A 22,898-nucleotide genomic window follows, 5' to 3' on the forward strand; every position below is an offset into this window, starting at 1 on the left:
GATAACAACAAGGCCGCCTAAACAGCAACCGGACAGCTACAGCATCCGATGCTTGTGCAGCAGTCGGTAGAGTGTCGGCCTGGATACACCCAGCGCCTTGGCCGCATCACTCATGCTGCGTGTTTGCGTGGCCATCACATCCTCCAGCGCCTGCCGCTCGGCGCGCCCCAGATAGTCTTTCAGCGAGCCAAAACAGGTGGTTGCCAGCGCACCTTCGGACTCCAGGCCCAGGTCGACCGGTTGCAGCTGTCTGCCCTCAGCCAGAGCCTGCGCCCGCCGCACCCGGTTAGCAAGTTCGCGGACATTACCTGGCCAGTCGTGAGCAGCCATGGTGGCAATCGCCGCGCTACTGAACCCTTTGGGACGACGCCCAATCTCGTCAGCGTAGTAATCCGAAAAGTACTGAGCCAGCAACGCGATGTCGCCCTTCTGCTCTCGCAGGGGCGTCGTTTCCAGGTCCATGACGTTAAGCCGGTAATACAGATCCTCTCGAAACCGCCCCTCACTAACAGCACGCTCCAGGTCGATATGGGTCGCGGCAATCACCCGGACATTGAGCTCGATGGGCGAGGAACCGCCGACTCGCTCGATCGTCTTTTCCTGAAGAAAGCGCAGCAGATTAACCTGCATCGCAAGCGGCAAGTCACCTACTTCATCAAGAAAAAGCGTTCCGTCATCAGCTGCCTCGATCCGTCCGATCTTGCGCTGATGGGCGCCGGTAAAAGCGCCCTTTTCGTGCCCGAACAGCTCGGACTGGATCAAGTGCTCAGGGATCGCCCCGCAGTTGATGGCGACAAAAGGCATCGCGTTGCGGCGAGACTGCTCATGCAGCGCCCTGGCAATCAGCTCTTTCCCGGTGCCGCTCTCGCCCAGAACCAGAACAGTCGACTCCGTCACGGCGAGTTTGCTAATGCGTTTGCGCAACGACTCAATTTGCGGGCTTTGCCCCACCAAACGGTCGCGGTGGGATCGGGAAGGCATCCGCCCCCGGTGCCCTCGCAGGTGCGCCATGCCAAAGGCACGCCCAAGCACACATTTAAGGCGAAAAAAATCCAGCGGCAACGTGTGATAGTCAAAAAACCACCCGCCAATAAAATCCCGGGCGTTCTTGTCGTGTAACGTCTCACTATTTACAACAGCGATCCACTCGCTACCGCTGTCTGCAATCAGTCGTTTGATTGATTCGAGACTGCTCAACTGATGGGCGTGCAGACGCAAGATCCCCACGTCAAACTGCTGGAGGTGGGCTTCAGCCAGCCCACACACACTCATCTGCCAGACATCGCCCAACGCGGAAAACAAATCCGCACACCCACCGCAGGGATCAACCACAAGAAGGCGACGGTTACCTGTGCCTTGCTCAAACCTGCTCATTCCACTCTCACTTCACCGGAGAAACGATGCGACGGCTTGTCGCACACTGATACGGTGATTATCAGCATGGAGCAAATTCAGTCAGAGTTCAGCACCATTGGTCGGACAGGCTGCAGGTTGCTGTCATACCCGCGCGGCGCAAATACCACTGCGCCCGGTCAGCACCCAATGCTACCGTGCGGCGGCCTCGGCCAATCAGGCCAGTGTCCGTCTGGTACAAACCAGCAGCGCATTCCCTGACGCCCCATCCCACGACAGAAGCCGCTGGTAGTCGTGCTCCAGCAGTTGAACTTCGAAGTAAGGATCAAGCAAGCCGATCAGTTCCTGGAAGGTCACTGCCACCATCGGATGCTCGTCTTCCCAGAGCTGAGTACCTCCGGTGTCGGTGCGCTCAATGCGCAAACGCAAGCGCTGCTGCTCACCATCACCGGGGTAATACCAGCCAGAGCTGAAGCGAAACACAGCGCCCCCCTGGTGCGCGGTGTGGGAGACAAAAGAGCTGTTGTCGATCCGCGCCTTGTCTACCGCGTTGAAGCAAAACACACCGCCGTCAGCCAATGCAGCATGCACACGGGCGATACATGCACCCAGGCGCTCAATGCTCGCGCTGTAATGCAAGGAGTAGAGAAAGCAGGTAATCAGGTCCATCGGCTGCTCAACGCTGAAGCCGCACATGTCCTGCCGCGAGAACATCGCCTCCGGGCAGCGCGCTTTCGCCAGATCCAGCATCGGCTGATGGATATCCAGCCCGCCGCTTTGAAAACCTGCATCGAGGAAGTGACGCACATGGGGACCGGTGCCGCAGGCCAGATCCAAATGGCGCTTGCCTCCGTTGCCAAACAGCCGCTGGATACGCTGCACACACTGACTCTGGGCCTGGTAATCGATGTCGGCGCACATCAGGTCGTAATAACCGGAGAGGTCGGTATAAATGGCGTTGTGGGGCATGATGGCCTGAGACGGCAATGAGGGTGGCGCATCATATATCGCCAGCAAAAAAAGTCATCAGAAAATCTGCTAGCCAATACCTATTGAAATGCATCGCGCCATAAGAAGGTCCAGCGATTCAGGTGCGGCCTGTTGTTTGGCTGGTTACACTACCCGCTCTTCCGAATACCCCTTTAACTAGCAAGGATAATTCAGCCATGTCCCAAGACCTGCTTTCCACCCCGATGCCAGACGCCAACGGTTACTTCGGCCCCTACGGTGGCCAGTTGGTGCCGCCGGAGCTCAAGCAGGCAATGGACGATATCGACAAGGCGTATGAAGAAATCCGCCAGCGCGAGGACTTTCAGCAGGAGCTGGCCAGCCTGTTCGCCGACTACGTGGGCCGCCCCAGCCCGATCTTCCATGCCAAGCGTCTGTCGGAAAAACTCGGCGGTGCGCAGATTCACCTCAAGCGCGAAGACCTGAACCACACCGGCGCGCACAAGATTAATCACTGCCTGGGCGAGGCGCTGCTAGCCAAGTTCATGGGCAAGAAGAAGGTGATTGCCGAAACCGGCGCCGGTCAGCATGGTGTGGCACTGGCGACCGCCTGTGCGCTGGTGGGCATTCCCTGCGAGATTCACATGGGTCAGGTGGATATCGAGAAGGAGCACCCGAACGTCACCAAGATGCGCATCCTCGGTTGCAAGCTGGTGCCGGTTACCCGCGGCGCGGCCACACTCAAAGAAGCGGTCGACAGCGCATTTGAGGAATACCTCAAGAACCCGACCGACTACATCTACGCCATCGGCTCGGTGGTTGGCCCGCATCCCTTCCCGAAGATGGTGCGCGACTTTCAGGCGATCATCGGCAATGAAGCGCGCGAGCAATTCCTCGCCAAATACAATCGCCTGCCCGACCACACCGTGGCCTGCGTTGGTGGTGGCTCCAATGCAATGGGCATGTTTACCGCGTTCCTGAACGACGAGTCGGTCCATCTGGTGGGTATTGAGCCGGCCGGTGAAGGCGTCGAAAACCCCGGCCGTCACGCCGCGACCCTGTCGGTTGGCAAGCCGGGCGAGCTGCACGGCATGGCCTGCTACGTGCTGGAAGATGAAGACGGCAACCCGTCTGCGGTGCACTCAATTGCCTCCGGTCTGGATTACCCCGGTGTTGGCCCGCAGCACAGTTACCTGAAGGATATCGGCCGCGTTGATTACCAATCCGTAACCGATCAGGAATGCCTGGATGCCTTCATGACCCTATCGCGCACCGAAGGCATTATCCCGGCGCTGGAAAGCGCGCACGCCGTCGCCTGGGCCATGCGTGAGGCGCCCAAGCTGCCGCAGGACAGCCACATTCTGGTCAACCTGTCTGGCCGTGGTGACAAGGACGCGGATTACGTCGCGGCGAAGCTGGGGCTGTAAGCGCTCGGAAGGGAGGGTCTCGGTGGACACGCCTTTGGTCTAGGGCACCCTACGATACCGCGCCAACCCGCAGGGCGGAGTAAGCACAGCGTCTCCGCCATCGGTCCCGCAGCCAAACGCAGCCCGGTTTCAAAGCGTACAGACCCCGCCCGGCACCGCCATGACCCAATCACGCACCGCCACAATGGTTGGGTCATGTTTGCGACTTTCCGGGTAAACCAGATAGAACGGTTTGCCTGCGATCTCTGGCCCGAACGGCTGTACCAGCCGCCCTTCCCTTAGCTCATCCTCGATCAGCTCCCGACTCATCAGCGCCACGCCCTGGGCGCCAACCGCCGCAGACACCGCGTGGGTCTCATCGGAAAACACCAGCCCGGCCCCCACATCCAGCCCTGGCACCTTGGCCAGTTTCTGCCAACCGGCCCAGTCAGCAGGCGCCGATCCGGTTGATGAACTGCGAAAGTGCAGCAGCGGGTACTTGGGCAGATCAGCCGGACTCTTGAGCCCAAGCAGCGGGCTGCAGGCCGGCACAAAGGTGTTGTCCAGCAATTTCTCCGCGACCATGCCCGGCCAGCGGCCGTCGCCGTAGCGTATGGCGATATCGGCGGTAGCACCATCCAGCGCCACCGTCTCGTGGGAGGCGTGAATGCGCAAGTCGATGTTCGGGTGCGTTTCGCGCAGCATGCAAACCCAGGACAGCAACCAGCGTGCGGCGATCACCGGTGTTGTGGTGAGGGTAATGGCCTGCCGCGACGGCGTATCACTCAGCCGCTCCACTGCTGCACTGATGCTGTCGAAGGCGCTGCTCAGAACGTCCTGCAGCTCGCGCCCCTGGGCGGTCAACTGCAGCTGCCGCGGTTTGCGTACAAACAGCGGCACGCCCAGCGCCTCCTCCAAGCCGCGCACCTGATGACTGATTGCCGTGGCGGTGACCGACAGCTCCTGAGCGGCCTGTTTCGCGCTCTCGTGACGGGCCGCAGCCTCAAAGGCACGCAGGGCCGCAAGGGACGGCAGTTTGCGCTGAGCCATAGATGAATTCCTTTCACCTGTATCTGAAAATATTGATCGTTTGTCGCCGCTGCAGGGCGGATTTAGGCTGAGTCTGCTGCGAATTTCAGATGAATTCAACTACACGGAGACCCACCATGCCGCACATTCTGCACCTGGACGCCAGCGCCCGCCCCGGCCTTGCCGGCAAAGACCTGCACGGCTCGCACAGCCGCAACCTCAGCCAGCGCTTTGTCAGCCAGTGGCTGCAACGCCGCCCGCAGGATACCGCCACCTACCGGGATATCGGCCAGCACCCACCGGCCTGCATCAGCCATGACTGGATTGCTGCCAGCTTCACCCCACCAGAGCAGCGCGAGCCGTGGATGCACAACGCGTTGATCGAGAGCGAACAGCTGGCCGACGAGCTGATTGCAGCCGATGTGCTGGTGATCGGCGTGCCGCTGTACAACTTCGGCATGCCGGCCGCGCTGAAGGCCTGGATCGACCAGATCGTACGCCCCGGCAAGACGGTGGATGTCGACACCAGCAACCCCGCTGATCCCTACACCCCGCGCCTCGCCGACCGCCCGCGACAGGCCGTTATTCTGACCGCCCGCGGCGGCGTCGACTTCGGCCCCGGCGGCGAACTGGAAGCGCTCAACCATCTTGAGCCGGCGCTGATTACAGCGCTCGGCTTTATCGGTATCACTGAGGTCCATCAGATCGCCATTGAAGGTCAGGAGATCGGCGGCGACATCCTCGCCACGTCGGTTGCGCTGGCAGAGGAGCAGATAGACGCCCTGGTGCCGCAACTGCAGCAGCAACGGGAGCGCGCGCAAGTGGCCGAACCTGCGTGACTCACAGGCAACGAGTGGCTGGTCACTGCGACCAGCCCCGTTGTCAGAACATCAGCCTCGCTCCCCCTCACCCTCCGTACGAGCCACCTGCATCGCCGCTATCCCGCTGCGGCGGTTAGCCTCGGCGGCCAGTTCGCGCTCCTCGGCGGTTGCGTAATCCCGATCCCAGGCCAGCACCTTGGGCGTCATCAGGTGATGCCACAGCGGCGGAATCATCGCCACTACGATGGTGGTGAGATAGCCACCAATCATCATCGGCGCATCCGGGAAGGGGCGCAGATCCTGATACGGCACTTCACCTTGCGCATGGTGGTGCGAGTGACGGGTCAGGTTGAACATCGCCCAGGAACTGATGCGCCGGTTGGTGTTCCACGAATGGCGCGGCTGCACCGGCGTAGCGGGATTGCGCACCATGCCGTAGTGCTCCATGTAGTTGACGATCTCTAGCAGCGCTTTACCCCACAAGCCACAAGCAATGAAGAACAGCGCCGCCTGCCAGCCGCCCATGGCATAGGCCACGGCTACCAGCCCGACACTCATCAGGTGCCCGCGAATCACCGCATTGTGGATGCTGATCAGCCCTTGGCCCTTGCGCGCCAGGCGACGCGTCTCGATCTGCCAGGCACTCAGATTGCCCTTGATGGTTGATGCCAGCACGTGAAAGTAGACGTTGCGGCCACGCGGCGCGGTGGCCGGGTCTTCGCTGGTTGAGACATAGCGATGGTGACCGTAGACATGCTCGATGGAAAACACCGTGTCGAAACTGAACGCCAGCAACCAGCGGCCGATCAGCATGGAGACCGGGTCCCAGGTACGGTGCGTGAGTTCATGGGCAGCGATAGTGCCGATCACACCAATCATCAGCCCGGTGAGTATCAGGGCCGACACGTGATGCAGGGTTGTCGTCGCCTCGCGAGCGCTCAGCAGGTCATACCCGCTGAGCTGGCCTAGCGCTGCGCCAAAGCCCAACACATCGCTGCTGCTGACGCTCCACACCGCAGCGAAGACGATGAACGCCAGCAGCGGCAGCGCCATCCACAACTGCACGGTCAGAATCATCGGGTAGCGAAACTGTGGCGTACTGGTGTCGTTGCCGCAAATCGCATCGCCGCCGATGTAGATCACCAGCACCGCCAGCAGGCCGAGGCTGGTCCAGCCGCCACCGGCCAGAATGGAAACGGCAGCCAGCAGGCCAACAGCATGAAACAGGAAGAACTTCAGGTAATGCAGGATATTCATAAAGCACCTTTCTTTTTGTTGTGGGTGTTGTTGCTCAGACACTGGCCGTGGCGGGCACAGGCAGGGTGGTAAAACGGTCGAAGTGAATGTGTTCGCGGGCGACGCCGGCGTTCAGCAGCACCTCGATCGCGCGGTCGATCATCCCGGGCGGGCCGCACAGGTAGGCGTGCACAGCGCCGACCAGGTGCTGGCCGATCTGCGCCGTCACCTGTCCCCGCAGACCGCCCCAGCTGGTATCAAGCGCCGCATCAGACAGCACCGGGACAAAGTTGAACGGAGCATTCCACTGCCCTGCCAGCTCGCGTATCTGCTCAAGCGCGTAGAGATCACGCTGCGCACGAGCGCCGAATAGCAGCGTCACCGGTCGCTCGCCGCCGGTTGCCAGCGCCTCCTCAAGCAGGGCAAGAATCGGCGCCAGTCCGCTGCCACCGGCAACCAGCAGCAGCGGCGCGCTCGCAGGGCGCAGATAGAAGTCGCCCAGCGGGCCAGCCAGCGTTACGCTCTCGCCCACCAGAGCGCGGCTGTGCAGCGCTGAAGTGAGCACTCCACCCGGCACCTGGCGAACGAAAAAGCTGACCTGAGCATCCGGCTGCTGGCGTGTCGCAAAGGAAAAGCTGCGCGCATGCTGCGGCAGCAAGTCAAAACTCAGCTCGGCGTACTGACCCGCCCTGTAGGGCAGACTCTGTTCCAGCTGAACCACCAGCCGGGTGATATCGTGGGTCAGCCGCTGCTGGTCAACAACGCGGCCACGCACCCGCTGATGCCCCTGCTGCGCAGCCAGATCGACCTCAATCTCAACCTCGCCCCTGGGTACGCTCTGGCACGCCAGAATGAAGCCGGCGTCCAGCTCCTCGTCGCTGAGGATATAGCTCGTTTCGGTCAGCTCCCTGACTTGGCCGGACACCAGCCGACACTTGCAACTGGCGCAGCCACCCACCCGGCAGCTATGTGGAAAGTCAATGCCGTGGCGCAGTGCCGCGTGCAGCAAGGTTTCCCCCGCCTGCACTGCAACCGACTCACCGTTGATGCGCGCCTGCGCGGGCGGCTTTTTGCGAAAGAATGAAAACATGCGTCCTCCTGTCAGGATCGTTCGGATCGGGAGCGACTTCATGCTATGGGGCGGCGCGCTACTAGAGAGAGATCAACAGTTGACAACAAGGAGGTCATTAATTGACATTTACCCGCAGTCACTTCCCTTGCCAGACTGAGGCCCGATGTCCAGCTTCCTGCTTCCCGTGCAGTACCTGCGCCAGATCGCCGAGCAACTGCGGGTAATGGGGCTGGCGCCTGAACACTGGCTCACCAGTTGCGGCGTGGCGCCTGAGCAACTGAACGACCCAGACTATCAGCCCGACATTGCCTTGCTGATCCAGCTCGTTGAGCGCGCCATGACCCTCAGTAACGAGCCCGCGTTCGGGCTGCTACTCGGTGAACGGCTGGTCGTCGGCACCCACGGCGTGCTTGGTTTCGCCGCGCTACAGGCCGCGTCGCTGCGCCAGGTAATCGAGCTGCTGGAGCAGTATCTGCCCGTGCGTACCACGCTGGTGAACGTGCAACTGCAACCGACCGCACAGCAGCAGTTTGAACAGTTGCGCTTTGTCCCGGCCCATGCCCTCGGCGCTGCCGAGCAGACCATCATCGAAGCCATCACGCTGGCGGTGAAGAACATCTTCGACGCCATCGGCCTTGGTGACAGCAGCGTGCATGAGGTCAGCCTGCCGTTCCCGCCCCCCGCCTATGCCCGGCTCGCCAGCAACGTATTTGGATGCCCGGTGCGGTACCAACAACCCTGCGCGGCCTTCAGCCTCAACAGCGCGCTGCTGGACAAACCGCTACGCATGGCCGACCCGGATGCGTTCCGCGAGGCCGAGCAGATCTGCCAGCGCGAGCTGACGAAGCTGGGCGACAGAAACAGCCTCGGTGACCGCGTGCAGCGCCTGCTGCTAGAACGTCAAAGCAGCTTCCCCAGTCTGGAGACCACCGCCCGCCTGCTCTACCTCACCCCGCGCACCCTGCATCGACGCCTGCAGAGCGAGCACACCAGCTACAAGCAGATCCTGCGAGACGTGCGGCACGCGCTGGCAATCGAACACCTGAAGTCGGGGCGGCTGTCAGTCGAGGAGATCGCCTGGGCATTGGGTTACAGCGATGTTGCCAACTTCCGACGGGCCTTCAGGCAGTGGGAAGGCGTTGCGCCATCCGCCTATCGACAGCAGTGATGCTCTGAAAATTGTCCGCTGAGCCCCCTTTGCGATCCGTGGGTGGCTGCTGTTAGACCCAGAAAACCGAACACCTGGCAGCAAGCAGTGAATGCAACAAACGCCAGCCCGGCAGCGCAGGCGCGCTGCGAAAAACCCTGCGCCAGCAGACAACAGAATCGGCCAGGCAAACCCCAAGCGCGTCACATCTTCGCCCAGACCTGATTGGCCGCTGCTGGCCGGAACGCCATGGTGCAGCGTCGCCATCATGGAACCGTCAGCTCATGCCCCGCTACCGCCGCGCACGCGCCCCAGGCGCCAGCTACTTCTTCACCGTCAACCTGCACGACCGCAAGAGCGGCCTGCTGGTGCGCGAGATCGACCTGCTGCGTCGCTGTGTGCGCGCAACCCGTGACCGTCATCCTTTTCACATCGACGCCTGGGTAGTGCTGCCTGACCACATGCACTGCCTCTGGACCCTGCCGCCGGGCGATGCTGACTTCGCCCAGCGCTGGCAAGTGATCAAACGCAGCTTCTCAAAACGCCTGCCAGCGACTGAACCTCGCACCGCAACACAACAGCGACGCGGCGAACGCGGCATCTGGCAACGGCGTTATTGGGAGCACCTGATTCGGGATGAGAACGACTACTGGCGCCATGTTGACTACATCCACTACAACCCGATCAAGCATGGGCATGTGACACAACTGGCCGATTGGCCTTATTCCAGTTTTCATCGCGCGGTCGCTGCCGGGCTATATCCCGCGGATTGGGGTGATGCGCTTGTTTGACGGCGGAGAAGCCTGCGGCGTTCTCCGCCCTACGACACCACAGCGCCACAACACCCCCGCGTAGGGTGGAGAACCGCGCAGCGTTCTCCACCAAAGCCACCGCACAACAAACACGCGGAGAAGCCTGCGGCGTTCTCCGCCCTACGATTTTTTGCGCCAGGCGGATCGTGGGCGGGAGGGTTGCAGGAGGGGTTTGGTTGCAACGTCGTCGATACGGGCTGCACTGGCCGCCTTGGCCCGGGCGGCGTGCAGCTTCTTGTAGCTGTCGATCAGGCGCAGGTGGCGATCCAGCCCATCCAGTTGCATGTTGGTCTTTGTGAGGCCATAGAAACGCACGTCGCCCTGCACCGAACCGACAACGGCGTCCATGCGCTCATTGCCAAACATCCGGCGGAAGTTAGGCTCAAAATCGGCCAGCGCCAGCGTCTCATCCAGCAGCACTTCCAGCACCACATTGAGCGCCTGATAAAACAGGCCGCGCTCCACGGTGTTGTCATTAAACTGCAGGAAGGCCTCAACCAGCTCCTTGGCCTCATCCAGCTGCTCCAGCGCCAGATAGATGAGCAGCTTGAGCTCCAGAATGGTCAGTTGGCCCCAGGTGGTGTTGTCGTCAAACTCGATGCCGATCAGCGTCTTAATGTCGGTGTAATCGTCCAGCTCGCTTTCTTCCAGCCGCTCAACCAGCGCCTGCAGCTGCTCATCAGTCAGGCTGTGCAGGTTGAGAATGTCGGCACGGAAATCCAGCGCCTTGTTGGTGTTATCCCAGATCAAATCCTCGACCGGGTAAACCTCGGAATAACCCGGCACCAGAATGCGGCAGGCGTTGGCGCCCAGGTCGGTGTAGGTTGCCATGTAGGCTTCTTTGCCCAAGTCTTTGAGGATGCCGAACAGGGTGTCGGCTTCTTGCTGGTTGGAATCCGCGCCTTGGCCGGAGAAGTCCCACTCGACAAAGTCGTAGTCGGCCTTGGCGCTGAAGAAGCGCCAGGACACCACGCCGCTGGAATCGATAAAGTGCTCAACAAAGTTGTTCGGCTCGGTCACCGCCTGAGATTCAAAGGTGGGCTGCGGCAAATCGTTCAGCCCCTCAAAACTGCGGCCTTGCAACAGTTCAGTCAGGCTGCGCTCCAGCGCCACTTCAAGGCTTGGGTGCGCACCAAAGGAGGCAAACACACCGCCGGTGCGCGGGTTCATCAGGGTTACGCACATGACCGGAAAGCGGCCGCCAAGTGACGCGTCCTTCACCAGCACCGGAAAGCCCTGCTCTTCCAACCCCTTGATGCCGGCAACGATGCCCGGATACTTGGCCAGCACCGCGTCCGCCACATCCGGCAGCGCCAACTCGCCTTCCAGAATCTCGCGTTTGACCGCCCGCTCAAAAATCTCGGACAGGCACTGCACCTGCGCCTCGGCCAGCGTGTTACCCGCACTCATGCCGTTGCTGAGGAACAGGTTTTCGATCAGGTTGGAGGGGAAGAACACTTCCTTGCCGTTGGACTGGCGCACATAGGGCAGCGCGCAGATACCGCGCTCGGCGTTGCCGGAGTTGGTGTCGATCAGGTGCGAGCCGCGCAGCTCCCCTTCCGGGTTGTAGATATCCAGGCAGTAGCTGTCGAGCAGCCCGACGGGCAGATCATCATTGCGCCCAATCTTGAACCAGCGCTCGTTGGGGTAATGCACAAAGTCCGCATTGGCGATGTCTTCGCCCCAGAACTGGTCGTTATAAAAGAAGTTACAGTTCAGCCGCTCGATAAACTCGCCCAGTGCCGAGGCCAGAGCTGCCTCTTTGGTGGCGCCCTTGCCGTTGGTAAAGCACAGCGGCGACTGCGCATCGCGGATATGCAGCGACCAAACATTCGGCACGATATTGCGCCAGGAGGCGATTTCGATCTTCATGCCCAGGCCCGCAAGCAGCCCCGACATGTTGGCGATGGTCTGCTCCAGCGGCAAATCCTTGCCCAAAATCCGCGTACCCTCGCCCTCGGTCTGTACCGGCATCAGCAGCGACTGGGCATCGGCATCCAGGTTCTCGACCTCTTCGATGACAAAGTCCGGGCCGGTCTGCACTACCTTTTTGACCGTGCAGCGCTCAATGGAGCGCAGGATGCCCAAGCGATCCTTCTCGGAAATGTCGGCGGGCAACTCGACCTGAATCTTGAAGATCTGCTTGTAGCGGTCTTCCGGGTCAACAATGTTGTTTTGCGACAGGCGAATGTTGTCGGTCGGAATGTTGCGGGTGTTGCAGTAAAGCTTGACGAAATACGCCGCACACAGCGCAGACGACGCCAGAAAGTAGTCAAACGGCCCCGGCGCCGAGCCATCACCCTTGTAGCGAATGGGCTGGTCAGCCACCACCGTGAAGTCATCAAACTTGGCTTCAAGTCGGAGGTTGTCGAGAAAATTGACCTTGATTTCCATGGGGCACCAGACGTGGGAGCGGATTGGTAAACCCGCCATTATCCGGCTTTTGTGCTGAATGTCATGTCACACCCAGACGCACGCCATCTCACCCGCGCATCACCATCGAGACAATTTACGGCCCAGCGATAGCGCAAAACTGCATTCTGCCACTATATTCAGCAGTATGAACTCATCCTCACCTATCCCGCACGACAAGCTCATGGATCTGCTGCTGGATGTCATTTGCGTCGTGAACAGGGAAGGACGCTTTTTGTCAGTGAGTGCAGCCAGCGAGCAGGTGTTTGGCTATCGCCCCGAGGAGATGGTCGGCCGCAGCGCCTTTGAGTTCATGCACCCGAATGACCAGGCCCGAATCCACAAGCTGATAGAACGTATCAACGCCGGTGAAGCCGCCCCCGACCACGAAAATCGCTACATCCACAAGCAGGGGCACATCGTCCATATCATGTGGTCGACCCGCTGGTTTGAGGCTGAGCAAGTCCGCGTTGGCGTGGCCCGTGACATTAGCAAGCGCAAACAGGCGGAAGCCCGACAGGCAGCGGTGTATGCCATCTCCGAGGCTGCACACAGCGACGACGCCCTGCCCCAGTTGTATCAACGCATACACGAGTTAACCACCCAACTGCTGCCAGCTGACAGTTTTCTGGTAGCCCTGTATGACGCAGCCAGCGATCTGCTCAGTTATCCCTATCAGGTCACCCGCTCTTCACCACCACTGACGCCGGGGCCGTTAGCCGCCTGCACGCCGCTTGATCAGGTTGTTCAGCACAACCGCCCATTGCTGCTCACCCCTGACTCAGCGCGGCAGCACCAGGCAACCGTGCAGCACTGGCTGGGCGTTCCTATCACCGCTGACGGCACTACCCTTGGCGCGCTGGTGGCACAAAACCACAGCGGCACGCTGCGCTACAGCGAGCAGGATCAAGCCTTTCTGCTATTCGTTGCCAGCCAGCTGGCAACCGCTATTGTGCGCAGACGCACCCAAGCCCATCTGGCGTTCCTGGCGCAACATGACCAACTGACCCAGCTGGCCAACCGCGGCTTGTTTATGGACCGCCTGCAAGGCGCGTTACAGCGAGCCAAGCGCGGTGCGCTGCAGCTTGCCGTGCTGTATCTGGACATGGATAGCTTCAAACAGATCAACGATACCTACGGCCACGCCACCGGCGACCAACTGCTACGCGAGGTCGCGTTACGCTTGCGTCAGTGCGTGCGCGACTCCGACACCGTCAGCCGCCTTGGCGGGGATGAGTTTGCCGTGTTGCTAGACAGCATCACCCACCCCGACGATGCCGCCCTGGTCGCCAGCAAAATCCAGAGTACGCTGGGCCAGGCCTACCAATGGGAGGGAGTTGAGCTGCGCAGCACCCCCAGTATCGGCATAGCCACCTACCCCGCCCACGGTCAGAGCGAACAGGAACTACTGCGGCAAGCTGACCAAGCCATGTATCAGGCCAAACGCAGTGGCGGCGCGGGACATGCCTTTGCTCCGGGCACCGAGCTATGCAAGCAGTCGTAAAAGCCCTACCAACCAGCTGCTTTACTTGTACCCGCCAAAGCCCGCACCATAACTACATGCTCCCACGTGCAGATACGCCATGACCACGACGCCTGCCACACGCCAACCCTGCCCGCCGGGCACCTGTGATTGCGACCGCGACACCCTGGTCGAGCAGACCAACGTCGACCCGCGCATTTTGCTGCTGACCCTGCATGAAGAAAAACGCCTGCTGGCCCGGCTGGAAGCCATCAGCACATTGGAAGAACTGGAGCACATGCAGCTGCGCATGTACCAGCAGTTGGGCATCCGCCTGGCCATCGACACTGGCTTTGGCGAAGTGCGCAGCCTGCGCGGTATCGGTATTCGACTGCTGCCGCAGCCCGGCCTCTGCCGCAAGACGCGCAAGTCGATCCCCGCCGCCATCCGCCGCAGCCTGAAAGCGCACCCGGAGGTCACCTTCGCGCTGCTGAACAGTCAGGACTTGCTGCGCGACACCTGAGACGCCAGTGCCCCCAGCGCCGCTCGACAACTGCCCGCAGCCGCTCCGGCTCAACCCAATGACCTGCATCGGCAACCAGCGCGCAGCTCCGGGCAAAATCCGCCCGCGCGCGACCTTAACTCTATCACCTGCTGTTCGACCTTATTGGCTGTGCAACGCCGGCATGCCGTTGATCGCGATATCCGTGCCCACTAACACCACCAGCGGAATCGAGAACAACACAATCGCGCCGTCAGCCATCACCGCCAGCGGCGTTACCAGCGTACGCGCTGCCAACACCTCAGGAGAAAGCGACTCGGTCACGGTGATGTAGTAGCGCCGATTTAGTGGTTGCAGCCGAGCAGTGTGCTCCAGCTCAAACCCGCCAGCGGCATAGCGCCGCCCGCGCACACGCCCTTGGTACACAATATTGCCGTCATCACGCCGGTAACCCGCAGCCAGCGCCGCGGCCTGATCAACCTCGCTGGCATCCGCAGCCAGCGTCAACTGGTAACGCCCCGTTATCCGGTTGGACCGCTTGACCGTGAAACTGTCAAAACTGGCGCGGACTTGTCGATGGAAACCAGAGGAAAAGGTGGCGGACAACCCCTCCGTCATCGGGAACACATAGTGATAGCTATCAGCAAGCACGACAAACCAGGCACCGTCGCTCGACACCATGATCTGCTCCACCGCCTCCGAATAACGCTCCCCATCGCTTCGATACAACCCGCTGGTTACACACCCTGCCAGCAGCAATACCCAAATCAACAGCAGCACTCTTCCCTTCACGCGTATTGGCCTCCCTAGCCTGCTACGTGCGGGCCGTCTTGCCCGCCGAGGCTGCGGTATATCGCAGATTCGCCAGGTCCGCGCCGAGTGCCAACCAGGAGTGCGGACAAAGTCCCACCAAGGCAAGAAAATGCACTAGCCAAGCACCTCAAAGCCGCAGGGAGGCAGCCGCCAGATCCAGCTCCGCTAGCCCGCAGGCCCAGCCTGAACGCCAGAGAGCATGTGGAATTAATCAGTGCTTCCCTAGATCCTGCAAGTGCATGCTGCGAACTGTGGTTGTCATCTTCTGCACATTACCATTACCTATGATTACCCCGCCAACGGCCAACGCCGCCTGCTGAGTTCCTAGGCTTGCATCGCCCACTAGCGGACGTTAGGGTTTGGCCGTACGGATAGCCTGCTGACGAAGGGACGAGTCATGAAGCCAACCTCCAACAACACGCTGCGATGTATCTATCTCGCCTTTTTATCCGCCCTGTTGATCCTGCTGAACGGGTGCTCGATCAACGCCAGGGAGTTTGCCTGGTCCGCCTATCAAAACCGCGATCCATCGATAGACCAGTGGCAAAGGGTCGAGCCCCATACTGATCGCACCCTGCTGCTGGCCACCTTTGCCTCGACTCACTACACCCGCTCCAACCGCCTCGCGTCTGATGACGAGCTAATTTCTGCTGACACGCCAGTGCTTCTGGCCTGGATAGAGTTCAAGGCAATCGAGCAGCCAATACCGTTGTACCGCTATGTAATTCAGCCACTCAAGGCGATCACCGCCGAAGAGCTGCTCACCCAGGGCAATTACATCACCAACAGCACGAATCGGCTCAATAACTTGCCTGCTAAAACGCCAGCAACGGTAACTAACGGCGCCGTGGTTACCGACTGGCAATACTGCTACGACTGCTTCACATCAAAGCCACTAGACGAGCTAACGCCGGCGAACCTCGCCTCCCTCCGTGAGCAAATGACGCAAACGGTCATCAACAGGCCTCTCGATCGTTTGATCTTTGTCAGCGACCCCAGAAAAGCCGTCGACTTCAAAGGCCGTTCCGACATTCAGGTGTACGCCGGCGCCGAGGCGCAGCAACAACAGGCGCTGTTAGCTGAGCGCGTAAACGAGCTGAGTGGCGCCATCGCCGATGCGCAGTCTTACGATGATCAGTATCGCCGCTTCACCAACACAGAACACAAGCCGCTGACCTTTGCCTACTGGTCAGAACAAGCAGGATGCCCGCAAGAGATAGCCAACTTCAGAGAGTTAAGAGGCAGCCGCCGCAGCCGTGCCAACACCATTATTCGCCGGAATGTTGACTACATCGAATGTAACACCAAGGCACTGGAAAGCTATGACATCGCGCCGTACCAAGCAGCGTATGCAGACCTGCAAGCCCGCGAAGAGATGTTGTGGAGCCGCTCCAACAAACAAGACCGCCACCGCGTGGTGCCGCCCGAAGACACCATTGAGCACGTGCTTGGCTATATGGATACAGCCGAGCGCGATATTGAATCCGCTTATCGTGACCTGGAGACAGCCGACAGGCTTGATGAACGCAACCGCCAATTGGAAGCGTGGAGCCAACAAAACTGGGCAAACACCCTCAGCAGCATTCAGGCGCGCAACAACAGCATTAACACCCACTACCAGCAAACCCAGGCAATGATACGTAACGTGCAAAGGCGCCAGTACGCACGGCCTGCCAGCACCTCCTACCCCACTGCTGCGCAGCAGACGGCTAGCGCGGCCGCCGCGAGCATCCCTGCAGCTGCAGGCCATCAAGGCTCACCGCAAAGAGACACAACGCCAGCATCAGATAAGGGCGCGACAACAGCGGCCGTTGATGCAACGCCTGCGGCAGTGGAGCAGGCGCAGGCAAGCACTGAAAACGCCCAAGACACCACCGCCAGCTCGGCCGAGTCGACCGCGTCAGCAACATCCAACAGCGCAAAAAAAGCCCCGCTAGAGCCACCGGCACTCGGCTATACCCCGGACGCCAAAGGGTGCTGGAACGGACGAAACACCCAAGGCGCGTGCCTGCAATACACCACCCATGAAGATGATGGAAAAACCTATTTCAGGCTAACCAACCTGTGCAATGAGCGCCTGTACATGAAGTGGTGTGCCAACGACTTTTGTGGTGCAGATAGCTTAAGCGCAGGCCAAAGCAAGACCCAATACGAGTTCGTCACCCAGGCATCGACTATGGCCAAGGCCGTTGGCTCCACCATGCCCGGCAACGATTGGGTATGTGCCGGTCGGGTCAGTGATTGGTAAGCGGCGCGCCCAACACCACTATCCGGCTACAGCGTCAGCCCCCAGCTGTAGCCACCTCTAAACACCCTGCCTGCCCCCTCGGCAACCAGATGGCCAAAACTGTACAGCGCCACAAGAATAAACAGCCGCAGCAGCGGCTGTAGCAATAGCAGGTTTAGCGGGCGCAGGGTCATGGGCGTCTGGGTCTGGTTATGCATCACCGTGCCCGGCGCCGCCAGCAGCGGTCAACAACTGACCTACAGGCGAGCAACTCAGGCGACAGGTGGATTGCCTCGCCAAGCGAACAAGTGACGGGCGACCTGGCCTGTGAGCGCTGCAGCGCCGGGCAGTGTACCTGCCTATGCCAGAGCACCACCCGGGCCTGGCGCATTAAGCACGGCAGCCGCTGTGGTAAAGTGGCCGCTTAATTCCACCAGGTAGCCCCCATGCTTATATACATTTTCATCGCCTGCGACCGGCTGGATGAAAAGCAGGAAAAACAGCTCAAACAGAACCTGCCAGCTCTGCAAGCCGCGCTGCAGGCCTACGTTGAAGAAAACGAAGCCAACCGCGCCGAGCTGATTAACGATTGCACCAGCGATGACTGCGAAGACTGGCAGCTGGGCATCAGCCAACCGGTGAAAAAGCACACCCACCTGGCCCCCGCCGTCAACCTGTTCAACGGCCTCGCCCAGCAATACGACATCGACTGCGAAGTAGGCTCCATCGAAGACGACGAACGCGAGCCGGTCAGCTACTTTGGCAAACATGAAGGGCAAGGCGACGCCTTCTTGATCGCCCAGTATCTGGGGCTGTAACGCGCAGAGACTGCCAGATACTGACCACGGCGAACGACGAATACGCCGGTGTCAGCGGACCGGCCCGCGTTAGCTCCCCCCTACGAACCAACAGCGTCAGCCGGTTTGCGGCCTTGCCAGGCCACAGCAGCACGCTTGAACAGCCAATACGCCCCCAAACCCGCAACAAGCGCGAACACCCCAAACGACAACCCCAATACCCCATACACATACTCACTACCCGCGTGGTGAACCGTCACCCCGTCAAAGTAGTTCCCCTCCTCGTTGTACGGCATACCGGCCTTGGTGAACGCGTAAGCGCAGACCAGCGCTGCCGCGATGCCAAGGAGCAGTGAAAGCACGCCTGAGGCGGTGGCGAGGATGTTGAGTTTAGTGGTGGTTTTCATGGGGGTGCGCAGTGCTAAACCGCCTTGCTATTCGCAAGGCGTGCCAACAGGATCGCCACCCCGAACCCTCTCTGCCCAAAAACGGACCGAGTAGTTACGCAGCTCACGCTTAACGATATAGGTTTCACCCGCTTCAGCATCCAGCAACAAACAACCGTACGAACGCCAGTTACGGTGAGCCAACTGGACAACGATTTTGTGAGGGCCCGGGGTTACTGACAAGGTTTCGGGGTGAAACTCATTACGCATAATGTCGAAAAGGTCTTCATCATCCAAAAAAATAAAATACATTCGATAGTCGAGCCCGGCAAAAATACCGTGGTCTCGCTCCGTGTCGGCGATGATTACAGCGTGGCTAGAGCGATCCTGTTCGTTCACGCCCATCTGTACATGATTAGTCGACGCACAGCCTGATAAAAAAACTAGCAACACAAAACTCAAAAGTATCTTCATCTTTACTCCATTTCATTAGTGCGAGCAGCGCCGTTTCATTGTCTTCATCGTTTCTGACCTCAGTGGGAGTTATCCATGCGTGTCCACTGAAGTGGGGGAAGTCCAGGGACAACAACAGCCGCTTGTCAGGAGCCACTCGGCTGCCAATTTTGCACATATGGATTTGCACCCAAGGCAATTAAACGCTGCTGCACCTTGAGAACTCCCTGATGCTCCGAATTACCACCTGCCGCAATTAGACTAAACTTGGCCTCAGTTATCTCACCTTCTCGCCAAGCAACCTGATGAGCGCCAGCATCGTAATGAAGGTATAAACACCCATCACGGCTGACCACTTCTAGGCCTTCTGCAGTACTTCCGTAGATAGTCGTTTCCATCGTTTGGGCTGCCTAACGCTCAAAGCAGCGGTGCGAAGCATCCGCTGCCTTTTTTGTTAGGTTTGATTCTCAATCAATTCCAGTTTTATTGGACTTAATTCTTTATAGCATTGAAACTCAGCAGATGAAAACGCAGCAAAAAATGCCACCTGACCATAATCTGTATGGTTTGAGTATATTCTGGTATCAGAGCCAGAACTCTTTAGTAAGGCATCATATTTGGCGATTATATATGGATCTAACCAATCATCATCGACAGCAGCTTCCCACTTTATTTGCTTTCCATTAAAGTCAAACAGAACCCAAGCTTTGCCTTCTTCTATATCTACGTAGTCAGTAATATTAGAAAGATTGAGAGCCCTGTTGGTCATAAGCTCTAATCGTTCAATTATTTCAACGTAAGCTCCATGGTCCTCAACTCTTTCGTAATCACACATCCACAGGCTGTTACTAATTGGGCTATATGGCTCTCGCCCTATATCGGATGCTAGAGCTTCGATTAGTGGCTTGTATGGGTTTGATTCAATGGCGGCACGATCCTCCCATATAAATAAATCTTCCAAAGTAGCATCCGACCTCATAAGGATTCCACATTCCTTTACCTTGGAAAGCTGATCTTCAACTGTAATTTTCTTTTCTCCGAATGGCCACATATCCGCTCCATGAGAGAGTTGAGCAACAAGCAAACTTGATATAAATAATATGAGCAATTTCACGATTAAAATCTAACGCCCGAATCAGCTGGCGCGAAGCGCTCAGCTGTATTTGCTTGTTAGCTCGGCATTCTTAGAACACCACTTACCAGAGCAAGCAGCGCAGCTATTTGCACGACTAAGATGCTTAAGTAAAATATGTGTAACTTCTTGGCTGCGTTCATTTTTAGTGACTTGTGGCTTTGTTCGCGTATCGAGTGAGAAAGTTGAATCTCAGGCAGTGCTCCTTTTAATGAATCCTCTATCTTTTGCGCATGATGGACTGCACCCTTCAGCAATTCATGATACCAGTAGCGATCCATCATGTAGAAAGCGAGCCAGGCAATGATTGATATCGCGATGAATATTGTTGCCGTAGGCAGTCTGTAGCATGAAAACTCGATAAACCCTGCGAACCGATATGCGATAGCGGCGGCGCCAAGCAGCACGCCGAGTATCGAAACAGCAAAGCTTCTGATTTTCAAGCACAGGTCATTGAAGTGCATCTGCACATCAATGACTTTTTCCCAGATCCCTATTTGAAGCTTAAGAATTTCGTTCTTTTCTTGTTCCGACATTTTTCGCCTTCATAGCTAACAGCTGATTGGACCGAAGGCTTCATCATCGCATATCAGTGACTTCTTCATAACAACGCCTCCTTCCACACATCAGCATAAAAATTAATAATAAAAACAGCCGCCTACCGCCATTCCATCAACCACGCACGTAATAACGCGACTTCCTCTTTTCGTGCTTTCAATAACCCTGTATGGCATGCCGCTCGACATACCATGTGGGCATTTAAAGCGGCTGCACATTCACGATACCTCTGCATTTTGGATAGGTGCTGCAGCCCCAGAAGCTGTTGCCGGCGTTAATGCCTTTGCGCGCGGTGCGTTTGATCATGCTGCTGTGGCATAGCGGGCAGGTTGGGTCTTTTGCGGGCTGGAGGGTTGCTGCGGTGGGTGTGCTGGATGATGTGCTGGTGACCGGGGTAATGGGGGCGCTTGGTTGGGCGCGGAGCATCAGGCGTTTGAGGCCGGCGCCGTCGATCAGCTGGATATTGCGGCCCTGGGCGAAGCTTTTTGCCTCTTGGGTGAACTGGCCTGAAGTGACCACATAACCACCCGCGGCGCCCTCGGCGGCCATGACGCCGAAGAACTCGCGCACCACCGGTACGCCGACCTTGAGCGAGCGCCAGTGTTTGCATTGCACCAGGTACTTCTCGTTGTTTTTGCGAAGGATCAGGTCTACACCGCCGTCGGCGCCCTGCCCGCCGGTTTCGCTAATGCTGTATCCCTTGCGACGGAAGGCTTCGCCAATGAGTTGTTCAAACTGCTGCCAGCTGAGGCCGTCGATCGCTTTACCGGGTTGGGTGGCGGCGGTGACGCTACCGAGCAACTGCTTGCGTTTGTTTCGCGCGATAACCGAGCCAATGGCGCCCAGGCCGCAGGCAATGGGGATGAGGTATTGGCCAAACAGGGCAAAGGTGCGCCAGAGCTGCGCGGTGAGAATGCCGCCCATATCGCCCGATTTGAGGGCCGCAGGCGGGGTAACCGGTGTAGTGGCGATGGGGTGCAATATAAGCCAGCTGACCAGACCAATGGCCAAGCTGGCCCACCAGGGCAGACGTGACAGTACAACGATCAGGTCTTCAAATGCAGAGGTCCGTCTGCGTGCCATCCTTTGGCTCCTTCAACTGGCTTGGTGCCATTAAAGCCCTATCCTGGTACGCGGTAAAGTGGCTTTTAGTCTGCCCCGCCCTGCGCTGCCGCCTGTGTTAGCGTGCACCTGTTAAGCTTCGCTAAATGTCTGGTCTCGCTATCCGTCCGGCAGATGGCCTGCCATGGCGACGGGCTCGGGCCGCCGACCTAGCGCCGGTTACGGATAACCACGCTCAGCCAGGGCAGCAAGCAACGCTGACTTGCCACCGCCAGGGCCGCGGGAGAGCACAAAGCGGTTTGCCACCGGCATGACATACGCCGCCGCGCTTAGCGCAGCGGCGGCGGAACCTGAGCGGCTGAAGGGCTGGCCCAGCGGGGCGGTGCAGTGATCGCACGCGCTCTCCAGCAACCATTCGGCTCCTGCACGGCGCTCAGATGGTGTTATCGAGTTGGATGGCTTTCTCGGGCACACGCCAGAGGCGTACACCGTCGACGACCATGGTCCAGTCGCCTTCTACCTCGTGGGGCGGCTCGCTAACCTCAAAGCGTGTGGTCAAAAACAGCAAACCGACAATAAAGTCGTCGCCCTCAAAGCCCTGCATGGGCCCATTGATGGAGGTGGTGCCGCCGCTTTTAAGCCGCTCATAGGCAACGCTGCCGTCCGCCAGAATCAGCAGGCTCATCTCCTTGCTGCGCCATTGGCCTACGTAGTCCAGCCGGTTCTCCGGTAGCGGTTCAGCGCAGCCAGCCAGCAGCACGGCCATGGCGATCACCAGCAGCCAGTTTTTCATCACGATTCTCCGTTGCGTTCAGGGCAGCGGGCAGATTACCGATTTGCTGGCGTGCGTGCCTGCGACCAGACCGCAAATTCGTTACCGCTTGGCTCGCAGAAGTGAAACCGGCAGCCGCCGGGAAAGTCGAAAATCGGCTTGACGATATCGCCGCCACACTCCTCCACCTTGTTAAGCGTTGCAGCGATGTCAGCGCTGTAGAACACCAGCAGCGCGCCGCCGTTGTCTGTCCGGTTGCAGGTGTCCGCCGTGAAGAAGCCGCCGTCCAGTCCCTCACCGGAAAACGCCGTGTAGTCCGGGCCGTAATCGACAAAGGTCCAGCCAAAAGCAGCGGTAAAGAAGGCTTTGGTGGCGGCCAGGTCCTTTGCGCCCAGCTCGACGTAGTTCAGTTTTTCATGCTGATGCATCGCGTCTCTCCTGCTACGAGATTGCGCGCCGCCGGGCGAGGCGGTGTGGTGGTTGGACAAGTCTAGTCAG

General features: G+C 59.1%; 23 protein-coding genes. 8 read left to right on the top strand and 15 right to left on the bottom strand.

What is annotated here, in order from left to right; all coding sequences use genetic code 11:
- Nucleotides 1-36 precede the first annotated feature (36 nt).
- Together HV822_RS02065 and HV822_RS02070 are read right to left on the bottom strand one after the other, a co-directional pair.
- Nucleotides 37-1,374: a sigma-54 dependent transcriptional regulator gene (locus HV822_RS02065; protein WP_238872008.1), complete on the bottom strand. Its 1,338-nt coding sequence runs from the start codon at nt 1,372-1,374 to the stop codon at nt 37-39.
- 195 nt (nt 1,375-1,569) lie between these two features.
- Complete coding sequence (locus HV822_RS02070; RefSeq protein ID WP_238872009.1) at nt 1,570-2,322, bottom strand: class I SAM-dependent DNA methyltransferase; 753 nt, start codon at nt 2,320-2,322, stop codon at nt 1,570-1,572.
- Between the two features lie 197 nt (nt 2,323-2,519).
- Between HV822_RS02070 and trpB the strand changes: the two genes are divergently transcribed.
- Nucleotides 2,520-3,728, top strand: coding sequence for a tryptophan synthase subunit beta (trpB, locus tag HV822_RS02075; protein WP_238872010.1), 1,209 nt, complete (start codon nt 2,520-2,522; stop codon nt 3,726-3,728).
- 129 nt (nt 3,729-3,857) lie between these two features.
- Here the strand turns inward: trpB and HV822_RS02080 are convergent, their stop codons facing one another.
- Nucleotides 3,858-4,757, bottom strand: coding sequence for a LysR substrate-binding domain-containing protein (locus HV822_RS02080; protein ID WP_238872011.1), 900 nt, complete (start codon nt 4,755-4,757; stop codon nt 3,858-3,860).
- 116 nt (nt 4,758-4,873) lie between these two features.
- Between HV822_RS02080 and HV822_RS02085 the strand changes: the two genes are divergently transcribed.
- The gene (locus HV822_RS02085) at nt 4,874-5,575 is read left to right on the top strand and encodes an FMN-dependent NADH-azoreductase (protein ID WP_238872012.1); all 702 of its coding nucleotides are present in this window, start codon (nt 4,874-4,876) and stop codon (nt 5,573-5,575) included.
- Between the two features lie 51 nt (nt 5,576-5,626).
- Here HV822_RS02085 and HV822_RS02090 read toward each other — a convergent pair whose 3' ends face one another.
- Both HV822_RS02090 and HV822_RS02095 read right to left on the bottom strand, forming a co-directional pair.
- Nucleotides 5,627-6,814 (bottom strand): alkane 1-monooxygenase, encoded by a 1,188-nt coding sequence (locus HV822_RS02090; protein ID WP_238872013.1) that lies wholly within the window; start codon nt 6,812-6,814, stop codon nt 5,627-5,629.
- 34 nt (nt 6,815-6,848) lie between these two features.
- Complete coding sequence (locus HV822_RS02095; RefSeq protein ID WP_238872014.1) at nt 6,849-7,883, bottom strand: 2Fe-2S iron-sulfur cluster-binding protein; 1,035 nt, start codon at nt 7,881-7,883, stop codon at nt 6,849-6,851.
- 145 nt (nt 7,884-8,028) lie between these two features.
- On the opposite strand from HV822_RS02095, the gene HV822_RS02100 reads away from it, so the two are divergent.
- Together HV822_RS02100 and HV822_RS02105 are read left to right on the top strand one after the other, a co-directional pair.
- Nucleotides 8,029-9,033 (top strand): AraC family transcriptional regulator, encoded by a 1,005-nt coding sequence (locus tag HV822_RS02100; protein WP_238872015.1) that lies wholly within the window; start codon nt 8,029-8,031, stop codon nt 9,031-9,033.
- Nucleotides 9,034-9,296: 263 nt separating this feature from the next.
- A complete protein-coding gene (locus tag HV822_RS02105; RefSeq protein WP_238872016.1) occupies nt 9,297-9,803 on the top strand; it encodes an REP-associated tyrosine transposase in 507 nt (168 codons plus the stop codon).
- A gap of 141 nt (nt 9,804-9,944) precedes the next feature.
- Here HV822_RS02105 and HV822_RS02110 read toward each other — a convergent pair whose 3' ends face one another.
- Nucleotides 9,945-12,218, bottom strand: coding sequence for an OsmC domain/YcaO domain-containing protein (locus HV822_RS02110; RefSeq protein WP_238873668.1), 2,274 nt, complete (start codon nt 12,216-12,218; stop codon nt 9,945-9,947).
- Nucleotides 12,219-12,477: 259 nt separating this feature from the next.
- Here HV822_RS02110 and HV822_RS02115 point away from each other — a divergent pair, with 259 nt between their 5' ends.
- Nucleotides 12,478-13,740, top strand: a complete 1,263-nt coding sequence (locus HV822_RS02115; protein ID WP_318035913.1) for a diguanylate cyclase domain-containing protein — start codon at nt 12,478-12,480, stop codon at nt 13,738-13,740.
- 79 nt (nt 13,741-13,819) lie between these two features.
- Nucleotides 13,820-14,221: a hypothetical protein gene (locus HV822_RS02120; RefSeq protein WP_238872018.1), complete on the top strand. Its 402-nt coding sequence runs from the start codon at nt 13,820-13,822 to the stop codon at nt 14,219-14,221.
- Nucleotides 14,222-14,362: 141 nt separating this feature from the next.
- On the opposite strand, the gene HV822_RS02125 is transcribed toward HV822_RS02120, so the two are convergent.
- Nucleotides 14,363-14,980 (bottom strand): hypothetical protein, encoded by a 618-nt coding sequence (locus tag HV822_RS02125; RefSeq protein ID WP_238872019.1) that lies wholly within the window; start codon nt 14,978-14,980, stop codon nt 14,363-14,365.
- A gap of 430 nt (nt 14,981-15,410) precedes the next feature.
- On the opposite strand from HV822_RS02125, the gene HV822_RS02130 reads away from it, so the two are divergent.
- Nucleotides 15,411-17,261, top strand: a complete 1,851-nt coding sequence (locus HV822_RS02130) for a hypothetical protein (protein WP_238872020.1) — start codon at nt 15,411-15,413, stop codon at nt 17,259-17,261.
- Between the two features lie 26 nt (nt 17,262-17,287).
- On the opposite strand, the gene HV822_RS02135 is transcribed toward HV822_RS02130, so the two are convergent.
- Nucleotides 17,288-17,458, bottom strand: a complete 171-nt coding sequence (locus HV822_RS02135) for a hypothetical protein (protein ID WP_238872021.1) — start codon at nt 17,456-17,458, stop codon at nt 17,288-17,290.
- 228 nt (nt 17,459-17,686) lie between these two features.
- On the opposite strand from HV822_RS02135, the gene HV822_RS02140 reads away from it, so the two are divergent.
- Entirely contained in the window at nt 17,687-18,058 is a 372-nt protein-coding gene (locus HV822_RS02140; protein WP_238872022.1) for a hypothetical protein, read from the top strand.
- Nucleotides 18,059-18,138: 80 nt separating this feature from the next.
- Here the strand turns inward: HV822_RS02140 and HV822_RS02145 are convergent, their stop codons facing one another.
- The 7 genes from HV822_RS02145 to HV822_RS02175 form a co-directional block, all read right to left on the bottom strand.
- A complete protein-coding gene (locus HV822_RS02145; RefSeq protein WP_238872023.1) occupies nt 18,139-18,444 on the bottom strand; it encodes a hypothetical protein in 306 nt (101 codons plus the stop codon).
- Between the two features lie 27 nt (nt 18,445-18,471).
- Nucleotides 18,472-18,897 carry a hypothetical protein gene (locus tag HV822_RS02150; protein ID WP_238872024.1) on the bottom strand — a complete coding sequence of 142 codons (426 nt, stop codon included), beginning with the start codon at nt 18,895-18,897 and terminating at the stop codon, nt 18,472-18,474.
- A 433-nt stretch (nt 18,898-19,330) separates the two neighbouring features.
- Entirely contained in the window at nt 19,331-19,990 is a 660-nt protein-coding gene (locus HV822_RS02155) for a hypothetical protein (RefSeq protein ID WP_238872025.1), read from the bottom strand.
- A gap of 56 nt (nt 19,991-20,046) precedes the next feature.
- Nucleotides 20,047-20,544 (bottom strand): hypothetical protein, encoded by a 498-nt coding sequence (locus tag HV822_RS02160; protein ID WP_238872026.1) that lies wholly within the window; start codon nt 20,542-20,544, stop codon nt 20,047-20,049.
- A gap of 223 nt (nt 20,545-20,767) precedes the next feature.
- On the bottom strand, nt 20,768-21,649 hold the full coding sequence (locus HV822_RS02165; protein WP_238872027.1) for a restriction endonuclease: 882 nt from the start codon (nt 21,647-21,649) through the stop codon (nt 20,768-20,770).
- Between the two features lie 412 nt (nt 21,650-22,061).
- The gene (locus tag HV822_RS02170; RefSeq protein ID WP_238872028.1) at nt 22,062-22,421 is read right to left on the bottom strand and encodes a hypothetical protein; all 360 of its coding nucleotides are present in this window, start codon (nt 22,419-22,421) and stop codon (nt 22,062-22,064) included.
- 35 nt (nt 22,422-22,456) lie between these two features.
- Nucleotides 22,457-22,828, bottom strand: a complete 372-nt coding sequence (locus HV822_RS02175) for a VOC family protein (RefSeq protein ID WP_238872029.1) — start codon at nt 22,826-22,828, stop codon at nt 22,457-22,459.
- Nucleotides 22,829-22,898 lie beyond the last annotated feature (70 nt).

Source organism: Halopseudomonas maritima (genome assembly GCF_021545785.1).
GTDB classification, from domain to species: domain Bacteria; phylum Pseudomonadota; class Gammaproteobacteria; order Pseudomonadales; family Pseudomonadaceae; genus Halopseudomonas; species Halopseudomonas maritima.